The organism is Paenibacillus sp. OK076, from assembly GCF_900110055.1.
Taxonomy (GTDB): domain Bacteria; phylum Bacillota; class Bacilli; order Paenibacillales; family Paenibacillaceae; genus Paenibacillus.
Genome location: NZ_FOCH01000001.1, coordinates 34,769 through 47,241 on the forward strand (window position 1 = coordinate 34,769; position 12,473 = coordinate 47,241).

Below are 12,473 nucleotides of genomic sequence, written 5' to 3' on the forward strand. Positions count from 1 at the left end.
GTTGGGCATGGTAAAATATACGTAAAGTTATATAAAATTTGAGGTATTAAAGCAGAATCGGATGGTTACATAATCGTTATCTTGAAAAGGAAAAGGAGAATATATTGCATGTTAATCGCTTCATATCGGGAACAGGATCATGACAAGTTGGTCGAGATTTGGGAGAGAGCTGTTCGGGCAACCCATACGTTTTTGGAAGAGCATCACATCCAGTTCTATAAAAAAGTAGTGAGCGACGTGTTGCAGCAAAGGCAGGTCGAGGTATGGGAAGCGCTGAATGCTGACAATGAACCCGTTGGTTTTATCGGCTTGGATGATAACTTTATTGAAATGTTGTTTGTAGATGTCAGTCAGCACGGACAGGGTCTTGGACGTCTTCTAATCAACCATACCCTTAACATCAAAGGCCGTCACCTCAAGGTGGATGTCAATGAGCAGAATGCTGGAGCAGCCCGATTCTACGAGAAAATGGGATTTGTACAAATTGGTCGTTCTGAGTTGGATGGTTCCGGTAATCCATTTCCGCTGCTGCATCTGGAGATCAAGGCAGATCAGGCTGCAAGATAATCATCGGTGGACCACGAAACAGGAGGAATATGACGAAGAGGAGCGTGCAGGATGACACAGATTAAGGTAACACCGGAACAACTGGATACAGTTAGTGGGCAATTCGCTCAGGCACATCAGCAATTGTCGGGGTTCATGTCCACATTGGACAGCCAGATCCGTGTCATGCGCAGCAATTGGGACGGAATGGAGCGGGAGCGCTTTTATAACGATTATGCAACGGCCCAAGCTACAATGAAGTCTGTCCTTGAGCTGGTCTTGTCCATCCAATCCGAACTCAAGAAAATTGCGGAGCGTTTCCGCACCACGGATGAAGATGTTGTGAACAAGGCTCTTATGGTGGCTTTGGCTGCGGCACAGACTCTTACGTCCCTCGGTAAACATAAAGGCGATGGCTCGGGCAAAACGTCCGGTCCTCCCGAGAATATGGAGGATTGGGATAAGAAGGACGCCGAGGATTACAAAAACTATGAGGAAATGTTAAAGAAAGCCGAGGAAATGGGTGACGAGAAACTGGCGCAGCAGCTTCAGGCCAGCATGAACGTTATTCGGCTTCAATATGAGGACGAAATCTACCAAACTGATCCGAACACAGGCAAGACGGTGAAGTTTACCGAGGATTCGATTGTAGGTACGTATCAAGTGAAAAGTGACAAGGGTGAAACGACCAGCATCAGCTTGGATAAACAGGGTAACGTCGTGGATTACAACAAGGATACGAAAAAATACGAGTACTGGGAACAAACCCATACGACCAGTCAAGGGGAGCATCTCTTTGGCAAAGGAGCACAAACGGCTACAGCTTATGGAATCGGCCTGCTGTTGACCAGCAAGAGTGGATCTGCCTTTACAGAACATGCGACAGGGCTCGGTTCCTCCTTTGTTGCGGACAAGTTCCTGTTCTCCGTGCCGGAAGAAGGCGAGACGCGTACGATGATCTACCGAACCAACAAGGATACAGGAAAAATCGAGAATATGATCGTTGTCACCCGTGGCGACAACGATATTGAATATATTCCGTGGCGCGAGTATAACTAAGCCACGAAGCCCTGCCTTGTAGCCTCATTCGGGTACAAGGCAGGTAGAACCGAGGGCAGGCAAATAAGGAGCCTGCCCATAAACAAACACCCGCGCAACCTTCATCACAGGATGGAAAGGTTGCGCGGGTGTTTGCGGTTTGGCTTACCGTCCATCCACGGTCAGGTGACCAGGCCAGTATGGGGGCTTTTTTTTTGCCCAAAGATTAGTGTGTCTCTTCGTCCAGAAACGGTTTGTTCACCGCATAATACATGAAGCCCATCAACAGTACGCCGCCCACCAGATTGCCGAGCGTGACCGGAATCAGGTTGTGAATAACCCCGCCGAATGAGATCGTCCCCGGATGGTTCAGTACCAGCGCAATCGCAAACGTACACATATTGGCGACGCTATGCTCATATCCCGAGATGAAGAAACAGAAGACAAAGAGCATCATGGCGAACATTTTCGCACCATTCTCCTTCATGAACATCGGCACAAAGAACGCCAGACATACGAGCCAGTTACACAGAATGCCCCGGAAGAAAAGCTGCATGGCCGGAGCCTCCATCTTGTGCTCTACGACACTCAGCAGAAAACCATTCACCTGAGATGAATCGAACAGACCCGTCAGGTAGATTAACAAGGCAAATACCGCCGCACCCATTAGATTTCCACTGTAACTTGCAATCCACAGCTTCACCACTTCGAACCATTTCAGTTTCTTGCGTAAGGCGGCATAGGTGTAGTAGAACGTATTTCCTGTGAACAAATCACCGCCACCATAGGCGATCAGAATAATTGCCGCGCCGAACGTGAGGGCAGCCATAGGGTATGTAAAAGGGGAATCCTCCATATAAAAGAAGTTACCCGTCTTGAACGCCACGATGACGCCAAACCCGATAAACATGCTGGCGAGCATGGAGCGTGCAAGGTACCTGATCAAGCTTTGTTTGTAAATCTTGTGTTTCTTCAGCGCCAGCTTCTCTACGTTGCGTAAACCTTCCGTTTCCATAATTCGCCTCCAATAGCTAAGTTGATTAATTGCATAAACTTACAAATCTCACCAAGTTCTTTTCATTATAACGAATTTTGAGGCAGATACACGTGATTTCAGAAAAAGAATGTAAGAAAGCGCAATGTGAGTTTCACGTGAATACGTATTATATGAACTGATATTATTTTTTTTTAATAATTTATTTGCACCTATTTCAATCCAATGGGCAATCTCTTTTTGTATTTAACTTTTTGATCCAATGTTAAGTGAAGTGGGGGTGAAGGGGTTATTAGTAAGCACCTTTTAATTGGATAATATGTTAGTTTTTTTGTTCAGAATTTGTTCAGAAAATCTTGATAAACTATGTGCCGAAAACGAAGTTTTTGGGGAGGAACAAGCATGAATCAAGATTGGAAAAAATTACTACTTACTTCAATTGTAGTGGGCATGCTGTGGGGAAATCAGATCGTCAACGCAGCCGATCAAACGGGAGGAGTAGCAAATCATATATCATCGGTTTTCACAGATCAAACCGATATCCGTTCCACTTCCTTGCAAGCGGTTCAGGAAGCGGTAAAACAAGGATTAATTGCGGGATATCCTGATGGCTCCTTTCATCCGAGGCAGCATTTGACTCGAAGAGAAATGGCCGTATTGCTGGCTAAAGCAGCCCATTTAACACTTGAAGAACCATCGCAATTGGTTCGGAATAATTCAGACTGGGCCACTCCTTATATTGATGCTATTCGAAAAGTAGGCTGGATGACTGGAGACGCATCCGGTAATTTCCGTGCCAACGATCCAATTCGACGGGAAGAACTCGCTTCCATCTTGGTAAGAGTTACAGGAGCACAAGGAATAAAGGGAGGTCAACAACAGACACTTTCAGATGAATCCATGGTGAGTAGTTGGGCCAAAGAGCAGGTACATACAGCATTAAAGCTTGGATTGTTGGAATCCAGTGAAGGAAGTTTCAATTCCAAGGCTTTGGTGGAGCGGCAAGATATTGCTGGAATTCTAGTAGACGTTTTTCAAACGGGAGAGAGAACAGCTTCTCTGACTAAATTGGATGGAGATGTTGCCTACATCGACGGACGTCCTTTTGTAATTAGTAAAGAGCTTCAAAGTATTTTGAATGATGGGAATAAAGATGCATTACAGAACGCTGTGATCACTTATGATGCTCGAACACGTAATCTATCTTCCTTGTCGGAAATTCAGATTGTTCAAGCAGGGACAGTTAAAGATCCAGTGACATTGGATCTGAAAGGTTCATCTTATAAGGGCGTGATTTCAGTCTCGGCAGATCATGTGATTTTGAGAGCCGACACATTGTCCCAAGTTTTCTTAAAATCTGGAGTTAGTGTAGTTAGCATCGAAGGGGACATCGAGGCAGTGACCGTAGATACTACTGATAAGGTTACCGTTCAGGGAAGTGGAACATGGAAACAGATACAAATGAAAGATGCGAAGTCTGTTATTCAATTGCCTGAGACTGTAAAAACGGACAAGGTTATTCTTCCGAAAGGAGGGGTATCAACACAGATCATCCGCAGTACACCGACTGTAACGAGACCATCCAGTAATACGGGGACTAGCAACTCTAATTCAGATTCAGGTGGCTCATCGGGCCCATCAACGCCAACACCTGAAACAAATCCGCCAGTTGTCATTGTACCTCCGTCTCCCGTTAATCAACCTCCGGTTATTCAATCGACCATCCCCGACAAAAGTGTGTTTTGGGGAGAGGGTGCACAAGAGATTGATCTGAGCACAGTTTTTACGGATGCGGATGAAGATGAACTGAGTTATGAGATTTCAGAAATCAATCATAACATTGCTACTGTGGATATTCAGGGTTCAACATTGAGAATCCAGCCTGTTGCTTTAGGTAATACGACGGTTACGGTGAAAGCTACGGACGGAAAGGGAGGAAGTATAACGACATCCTTTAGCTATTTGGTGAATCCGTTTGTTATAACCCCACCAATACCGCCAGTTATACCACCGATTGTAACGCCGCTACCGCCAATAAACCATGCTCCCGAAGTGGTGAAAACATTGCAAACTGTTGAAATTCAATTGGGAACTACAAGTGATCCAATAGATTTAAAAACTATTTTCTCAGACCCGGACGGAGATGAACTGACCTTTGTTGTTACTTCATCCGATAATCAAGTTGCGAGTGCTGATATTACAGACAATATGATGTTACTGAATTTCTATTCTGTTGGATCTGCCACGATGACTGTAACTGCCAAGGACAATATCGGTGCAGAAGTGAAGAGCGAGTTCACTGTCGAGGTCAAAGCTCCTGTAGCTATTAATCATAAGCCCACGGTAGCAGGGCAGATTTCTAAGTTGAATGTAACTTTGGGAAAGGTTAGCGATACGGTAAGCCTGGATGGTGTGTTCGAAGATTCAGATGGAGACATTCTGACGTATACAGCAGAATCTTCGGATTCCAATGTAGTAGATACCAGTGTGCAAGGAGAAACATTGACATTGGGCTTCAAAAACGTTATTGGTTCAGCTACGGTTACGGTCAAAGCTACCGATCCTGATGGTGAAGAAGCTGAGACCACATTTACGGTTAAAGTGGAAGACCCGGATGCAGGAAAGGGATTATTTATTTCTGAGGTAGTCTGGGGTGAGGAGTTCAATCAGGCAATTGAGTTGTATAACCCTACATCCAAACCGCTTAACGGAGGGGATATCACAATTGTACGCAGCGATACTGATACGCCTATTACGTTAGATCCCGACACAATTATTCCCACCACAGGCACGTTGGTTCTCGCAGAAGAGCTTAGTAATTTTATAGAGGAAGAGTACTATTATCTGATTCTAGGTCTGGCTGAAAATACGGAGCCGGTAACGCTGACGCTATATTACAAAGGGGAAATCATGGATACGGCAGTTATTGTACCTGCTCAATCTTTGACAAGAAAAAGGGATACTGTTCAAGGTGACAAGCTTTCTTATGAGCCATCCGAATGGAGCAATATCGGAGAAAACAATTATGATAACTTGGGCAAATTCGATTCTTTAATTACTCCTTAATTTCGTTTAATTCAACAGCAGATACAGAAGGAGAATACTAATGCGAAAAATGAAAAGAACAGCACAATTAGCCATGATTGCATTGCTCTTAAGTAATACTGTTCCAGTTGCTGCACAGAGTCGGGATTCAGCAGAGCAGACGATAACCCCATCTAGCATATCTTCAGGCTCCAATGCTACAAATCAATTAAATGATTCGATGAATAAGGCTGTAGGCATGGGGTTCATCAAAGGAGATCCAGATGGGAACCTTCGGGCGACCGATCCGATCACCCGTCAGGAACTGGCGGTTGTTCTTGCGCAGGCTCTCGGACTAACAACAAGTAAGAAAGTTTCAGAGCCATTTGTAGATGTGAACTCAGCTAGTTGGTCAGCACCTTCCATTCAAGCGGTGAAGAAGGCTGGTCTTTTGCAGGGAGATACAAAAGGGTATTTCCATCCACGAGCGGAGATTACCGGACAGGAATTGATCACCGTTTTGGTGAGAGCAACGGCTTATGCTAAACAAGGTAATCAAATAGAGTCACTTCCTTCGGAATGGAAAGGGGCAAGTGCGTGGGCGGCTCCTTATATCCAAGCTGCTGAGAAGGCTAATCTTCTAAGTGAATATCAGGGAGAGAATAAAGTTAAACAAGGTCTTGTTCGGGGCGAAGCCATAGGTATGATGTTGTCAGCCATCTTTCCAGAAACCCGCCTGTCTGTGGTCCAGTCAATCCATGGAAGCCAAGTTCAGATCAACGGAGTTGTCTATCAGATATCTGAACAAGTGGCAGGTCTTCTGAATGAACGTAACAAGGCTGTACTTGATCAGGCTGGTATACAGTTTAAGAGCCAAGATCATACAATTACCGAAATTAACGCCTTGGAAATTAGAAAAGGTGGAAAATCAGCACAGACAGGAGAGGCGGAATTCAGTCGTAATCTGTTATTGAATGCTGGGGAAACCACATTGAATGGAGATCTGACGATTAAGGCGGACTTCACTTCGGTACAAGGGCTTAAGATCAAAGGCAAACTGACGATAGCACCAGAGATGGAGCATGATTTCTATGCCAAAAATATAAAAGTAGAACAATCTATTTCAGTTCAGGGTGGCGACAGCAATACCGTTGTGTTCGAAGACTCTGTTCTAAACAATGTGAATATAGATAAAAGTGATGTACATGTGGTGTTCTCGGGCAGTACGAATGCTCAAGAGGTTAGTATTAAAACTGACAGTGCTCTTGAAATTGCAAACACAGCTGAGCTGTCTTTACTGAATATTGTAGATGGCGCGAGTAAGGTGGAAATGCAGGGAACTGTAGATACGGTCAAGTTGAATACGTCAAAGCCTCTGCAACTTAACGGTAATGTCAGCCTGCCACAATTAACGGTTGATGGGGTTGGTGCTGTTAATCTTAATGTAGCGGGTACCATTCAACGACTTCAGGTGAATAATGCAGCAGCACAGGTTAATATAACAGGGAATATTAAGGTTGCCGAGGTTTCTCTGGCTGCTGGAGTACCATCTTCGGCCGTAAGTGGAAACACCGGAACAGTAACTTCGAATGCGGCATCTTCTTCGTCAGGTGGAACGGGAGTGAGCGAAACAACTCCTGTTGTTGCCAATCGATCACCTGAACTGCTGAAGCCATTTGAAAATCGCAAGTTTACGGCAAATGGTCAGGGTAAGACGTTAAACCTGAACGACTATGTGACTGATCCGGATGGTGATTCAATAACGTATACGGTTGCTTCGTCCAAATCCTCAGTAGCTAAGGTTGTGCTTAGTGGATCAAATCTCGAAATTATACCCTTGGAACATGGTACAACCACAATAACTGTGTCCTCGAATGATGGTCGCGGCAAAAGGCTGAGGTCCACATTTGACGTCAACGTGAATGCACCACCTCTTCCATCACCGATCCCGGATCAAGAGCTTATAGCCGGGTCAGGCAGCACAGATGTCCATCTCATGGTCTATGTTATGGATGATGAGAAATATGAATCGGAGCTGCTTTACAGTGTATTGAATAGTGCCCCGGAAATCGTGGATACGGAGATCGTAAAATCGGAATATGGGCAATCTGTATTGAGGTTAACGCCTAAAAAGGCGGGCGAAGTTGTTCTTAAAATCAAAGTGGATGATGGGCAAATCGCAGATGATGGCAGTACGGGTGTTACAGAACTCGACATGAGGGTTGTTGTTCTTCCACCACTGAATCGTGCGCCTATGGGAGAAGCTCCATCGAAAATAGACGTCTATCTGGGTGATGACATCCCTGTAGTGAAACTGAACGAGCTATATACTGATCCAGATGGTGATGCTTTAACGTATTCAGCAGCTTCATCCAATTCAGATGGGGTTGCTGTGGAGGAAAATGCAGGTGAGTTGAAGTTAACTGCTCTTCAACTTGGAACTTATACCATATCGTATTCCGTAAATGACGGTAAGGGCGGATTAACAAGTGGCACATTTGATATCAATGTAGATCCTATACCGAATTTGAATCCGGTAGGACAGTCACCTGGTTGGATTAACGTATATTTTGGTTTCTTACCAGATCGAATTCCATCTGTTAACTTAAATGATTATTATAGTGATCCAGACGGTGACCCGCTTACATTCAGCGCCAGTTCATCTGATCCGGATGGATTGATAGTGGAGGAAATTTCCGGAGTGCTGAATTTTACTGCTCTGAAATTTGGAGAATATACCATTAACTATTCGGTTGAAGATGGTAGGGGAGGTTTCGTTTCCACTGGTTTTCAAATAAGCGTTAATCCTAAGCCTAATGCTTCTCCAATTCTTACGAGTGATCTACCTGCTCAAACGTTGTTTCTGGGTAAGGAGGATATTGTCATTGATCTCTCACAATATTTTAGTGATCCAGATGGAGATGCATTAGAGTTTCAAACGCCAATTGACTTCAATAATTTCCTGATAGCAGAGATGAATATTCAAGAAAACAAGCTGATTATTCATCCCAAGCAAGTTGGGAAATTTCAAGCTGACATTATAGCAAAAGATGTATATGGCAAAAAGGCAACAGTCCCTATTGATGTAGAGGTCTTAGAATCAGGAAGCATTGGTTCGATTCCGGATCAAACGGTAACATGGCCTTGGACGACTGAGGATATAGACCTTACTCCGTACCTGCTGAATTTTGACATAAGTACATTAACGGTGGATGCCTCTTCTGAAGACGTCAATATTGCGGAAGTTTCTACTACTGGTTCGAGGGTATCTGTCGCTCCAATTGCGGAAGGACACACAACAGTGACGTTAACGGTGTATGATCAGACAGGACGAAGCGAGCAAGCGTCCTTTGGCTTGACCATACAAGGTGAGCCTGCTGGTCCTAATTTATCACCAGAGGTTGTAAGCAGTATTTACGAACAAGTTTTAACACCCAATGTAACGAACGATCGTACGTTTGATCTGAGTCAATTGTTCAGTGATCCAGATGGAGATGTGTTACAATTTGCAATTAGCAGCATTTCGAGCGAAGCAGTTAATGCAAGCATTAATGGTAGCCTGTTAACCTTGAAGCCGGGAACAGGTAATGCAGTAGCCCCATTAACCCTGACGGCGAAGGATGGAAAAGGTGGAGAGGCAGAGTATTCCTTTAATGTTCGTACCGCTTCTCTGGTGAATGATGGAGTGATGCAGATCAATACGAAATCAGGGGTGCAGGATGCTCTAACCTATTCAACTTCGAATTTGTTCCCGGGACAGACAAGTTTCAAACTATATAGTGGCACACCAGATTCGACGTTTACGGGACCGGATACGATAAATACGACTCAAATTACTTTAACCGCATCTCCGTTGTACTTCTGGATTATTGGAAATGATGGTAGAGCCGTGGTCGTTCAGGTCAATTCGCTTCCACAAGGCTCACCCGAGTTATTTTTCTCTCAATACATGGATGCAGGAGATGGACGTAGTGTTGTCCAACTGTACTATACTGGTGACGGTAATCCGTCTCACAAGGCAACAGGTTATCAAGTGGACGTGTATCAGTGGATGAAAAAGACGTCAACAATGAAGGTGACGACGAAAAATGTATTCGATGTTGTTCCAGGAATGCCTTTCATTTATATAAATTATATATTTTACGACTTTTTTGATATCACTTCAGCCACGTACTACAATGATGAACTGGAATTGTATAACCCGAATGAGTATAACGTCGTTGCTTTGGTTCTCAAAAAGGACGGAAGAATTGTCGATGTACTGGGAGACCCATCCTCGCATGATCAATTTATGCCTGCTGGTGGGACATTTATCCGCAAACGTGGGATTTACACGGGTTCACAACAGTTTTCATTAACAGGTGAATGGAACGAGTTCCCTAAAGGAACTTTACAGCATGTGGGTAAACATACACCGTAGAGTTGAGGGTAAGAAACCAAGAAATACAGTTTACTAGGTAGTATGATTCATTATTGATATTAAAATCCTCCCTACTCTGAACTTGAGTAGGGAGGATTTTAATATTTAAACGGAGATGAATACATACAGGATCTGAGAATCTTGATCTTCGGTTCCTCTGTTCATTCGGACAGATCTCGTAGCAGCTTCTCCTGGTTTTGATTCAGTTTTCATAAAATTCATGTTGATGTGAAAGGTCATGTCCGCTCACTAGTCATCATTATCACTTCCTTAATTCAAATGCAGTACCCGCTTCGCGGAAGCGCCAAAATCAGGATCGTATTGAAGCGATTCTAGCGCGGATGTGGCACCAGAAACATGTTGATGTGCAACAAGAATAGCAAAGGCCGCTGCTTTGACCAAAATATAGGCTTCCCCCTCCAAAACCTCCTGAGCCAACTTGATCTCCGCTTCGGTAATAGGCAATAAGGCGAGAGTTTGCAAGACGTAATTCTGTACATCCTCATCTTCTTCTGGATTACGAACAAGTTGTGCGGCAGCATGAAGGATCTCACCTAGAAGAGCAGAGGTGCCTGCCATACCAAGAGCACGCCATGCTTCGATGCGCACCAGATCTTCTTCGCGAGAATCCATGCCAATAGTGAGAATTTGCTGAGCAAGGTGGTTATCCGTCAGATCGATCAGATCACGAAGGGCCTGTAGTTTTTCTTCTCCACTGATAGTGCTCAAATCAGGCTGTTCATTGTTGTTATGATTCAGATCCGACATATCCGTCATTAACCTCCTGAAGTATGTTAGGGCTGGGGCGGAAGAATGATGGGACGAGCAGTCAGCGCCTCCTCCACAATCTGCTCGGGTGTCAGATCTCGATCATCCCAGAAAATGAGATTGCTGATCTCCGCGTAAGGCAATTGCTGCTGCAGCTCGTTTAGCATCTCATCCAGTTCATCCTCGGTTCCTTCGGCATTCATTAGCTTGCGAACTAATTCGACCAAGTGCAAATGATTAGACATATCGATACCTCCTGAATGATTCATAGAGTGAATAATTTAGTCTTTCATGGGTTGATCCAATGGATCATATGTAACGATCACTGGTAAAAATTGAGGCTCAAGCATCAGGCTAATGAGTTGTTCGTCTTGATCAGCATAAGAAATGAGATAGCTCCCAAAATGAGATTCATAGATGAAATCCCTGTATTGAAAGGAGCGTTCGGGGTACTTTACGTTCACATATAGCGTAGTTACCCCGCGGGCAAGGGTTGCTTTCAACAACGGAATTTGAGCCAAAAGTATAATTGCGACCAGAACAATGGCTGTACGTTTAGCGAGACGGGTCAGATGGATTCCCCCATTATCGTAAAATGATTTTTACCAAGTAATGAAGGTCCATCTATAACCAGATGTCACTCCACGAGTATAGCAAGATTGCCAAACTGTTCTCCCTTTTCCATACGTTCGAATGCTTTGGCTGTGTCTTGTAGCGGATATATGCTATCGATTACAGGATGTATATCATGTTCTTCAACCCATTGGAGCATCTGGACAAACTCTTCACGGCTGCCCATGGAGGTGCCAATCAGGCTAACTTGCGGGAAAAAGATCGAGCGGATCGGAACAGCCAGATCATCTCCAGAGCTTGCACCATACATCACGATACGGCCACCTGGTCTGATTATATCAAAATATTTGGGAAACATGGCTTGTCCGATGCTATCCAAGATGAGATCAATAGGATTAAGATCGTTCTGCAGACTCCAGTCTGCATGACTGTCCAGAGCTTGGAAAGCGCCCAGACGCAGAGCCTCATGTATCTTGGCTTCACTTCTGGATGTAACGGTTACCTTGGCACCAGCAGCTATGGCTATAAGCAAAGCATAGGTCGCTACACCGCCGCCAATGCCGGGAATGAGGATATGTTCACCCTGCTTAAGTTCGCCACGAGTGAATAGGGCGCGGTATGCTGTCAAAGCCGAAAGGGACAACACCCCTGCTTCCGCCCATGATAGATGAGAGGGTTTGGGCAAGGCATTTCTAGCAGGCAGCGTAATATATTGTGCGAGAGTTCCATCCGTAGGGCCTCCTACAATATCGGGCACAATGGGCACGTCTACTGCGTGGTCCCAACCAAGAGTAGGGTGGATAATGACCTCATCACCTACAGATAAGCCATCTACACTTTCTCCAATCGCTATGATTACACCTGCTCCATCGGAACCAAGAATGAGTGGTGTATCCTGGAATGTACGTCCTGCCATGATGAACAGATCACGATGATTAATTCCAGCAGATTTCAGTTGGATCTGTACTTCACCGGCTTCTGGTGCGCGAGATGTTGACTCTGTATATTGAAGACCTTCAAGGCCGCTCTGGCCGGAATGTATAATAGCTTTCATTTTCAAAAATCCTCCTTGTGTATAAAAAACTTCACTACTGAGCCTCATTGTACAGA

8 protein-coding genes are annotated in these 12,473 nt (G+C 44.6%); 4 read left to right on the top strand and 4 right to left on the bottom strand.

Annotated features, from left to right (window positions below; genetic code table 11):
* Positions 1-108: 108 nt before the first annotated feature.
* The gene (locus BMY78_RS00160) at positions 109-567 is read left to right on the top strand and encodes an acetyltransferase (protein WP_090893499.1); all 459 of its coding nucleotides are present in this window, start codon (positions 109-111) and stop codon (positions 565-567) included.
* A 51-nt stretch (positions 568-618) separates the two neighbouring features.
* Positions 619-1,605 carry a WXG100 family type VII secretion target gene (locus BMY78_RS00165; RefSeq protein WP_090893500.1) on the top strand — a complete coding sequence of 329 codons (987 nt, stop codon included), beginning with the start codon at positions 619-621 and terminating at the stop codon, positions 1,603-1,605.
* 205 nt (positions 1,606-1,810) lie between these two features.
* On the opposite strand, the gene BMY78_RS00170 is transcribed toward BMY78_RS00165, so the two are convergent.
* On the bottom strand, positions 1,811-2,599 hold the full coding sequence (locus BMY78_RS00170; protein ID WP_053784134.1) for a formate/nitrite transporter family protein: 789 nt from the start codon (positions 2,597-2,599) through the stop codon (positions 1,811-1,813).
* 381 nt (positions 2,600-2,980) lie between these two features.
* Here BMY78_RS00170 and BMY78_RS00175 point away from each other — a divergent pair, with 381 nt between their 5' ends.
* Positions 2,981-5,644: an S-layer homology domain-containing protein gene (locus BMY78_RS00175; RefSeq protein WP_177185616.1), complete on the top strand. Its 2,664-nt coding sequence runs from the start codon at positions 2,981-2,983 to the stop codon at positions 5,642-5,644.
* 40 nt (positions 5,645-5,684) lie between these two features.
* A complete protein-coding gene (locus BMY78_RS00180) occupies positions 5,685-10,022 on the top strand; it encodes an S-layer homology domain-containing protein (protein WP_090893502.1) in 4,338 nt (1,445 codons plus the stop codon).
* A 270-nt stretch (positions 10,023-10,292) separates the two neighbouring features.
* Here BMY78_RS00180 and BMY78_RS00185 read toward each other — a convergent pair whose 3' ends face one another.
* The 3 genes from BMY78_RS00185 to BMY78_RS00195 form a co-directional block, all read right to left on the bottom strand.
* Positions 10,293-10,790, bottom strand: a complete 498-nt coding sequence (locus BMY78_RS00185; RefSeq protein ID WP_090893503.1) for a hypothetical protein — start codon at positions 10,788-10,790, stop codon at positions 10,293-10,295.
* A gap of 26 nt (positions 10,791-10,816) precedes the next feature.
* Entirely contained in the window at positions 10,817-11,035 is a 219-nt protein-coding gene (locus tag BMY78_RS00190; protein ID WP_090893504.1) for a bacteriocin immunity protein, read from the bottom strand.
* A gap of 392 nt (positions 11,036-11,427) precedes the next feature.
* Positions 11,428-12,417 (bottom strand): zinc-binding dehydrogenase, encoded by a 990-nt coding sequence (locus BMY78_RS00195; protein ID WP_090893505.1) that lies wholly within the window; start codon positions 12,415-12,417, stop codon positions 11,428-11,430.
* Positions 12,418-12,473: the final 56 nt, after the last annotated feature.

What these genes read in the sequence shown, in the direction of transcription:
- BMY78_RS00160 (WP_090893499.1), top strand. Translation starts at nt 109, where the DNA reads ATGTTAATCGCTTCATATCGGGAACAGGATCATGACAAGTTGGTCGAG.
- BMY78_RS00165 (WP_090893500.1), top strand. Translation starts at nt 619, where the DNA reads ATGACACAGATTAAGGTAACACCGGAACAACTGGATACAGTTAGTGGG.
- BMY78_RS00170 (WP_053784134.1), bottom strand. Translation starts at nt 2,599, where the DNA reads ATGGAAACGGAAGGTTTACGCAACGTAGAGAAGCTGGCGCTGAAGAAA.
- BMY78_RS00175 (WP_177185616.1), top strand. Translation starts at nt 2,981, where the DNA reads ATGAATCAAGATTGGAAAAAATTACTACTTACTTCAATTGTAGTGGGC.
- BMY78_RS00180 (WP_090893502.1), top strand. Translation starts at nt 5,685, where the DNA reads ATGCGAAAAATGAAAAGAACAGCACAATTAGCCATGATTGCATTGCTC.
- BMY78_RS00185 (WP_090893503.1), bottom strand. Translation starts at nt 10,790, where the DNA reads ATGTCGGATCTGAATCATAACAACAATGAACAGCCTGATTTGAGCACT.
- BMY78_RS00190 (WP_090893504.1), bottom strand. Translation starts at nt 11,035, where the DNA reads ATGTCTAATCATTTGCACTTGGTCGAATTAGTTCGCAAGCTAATGAAT.
- BMY78_RS00195 (WP_090893505.1), bottom strand. Translation starts at nt 12,417, where the DNA reads ATGAAAGCTATTATACATTCCGGCCAGAGCGGCCTTGAAGGTCTTCAA.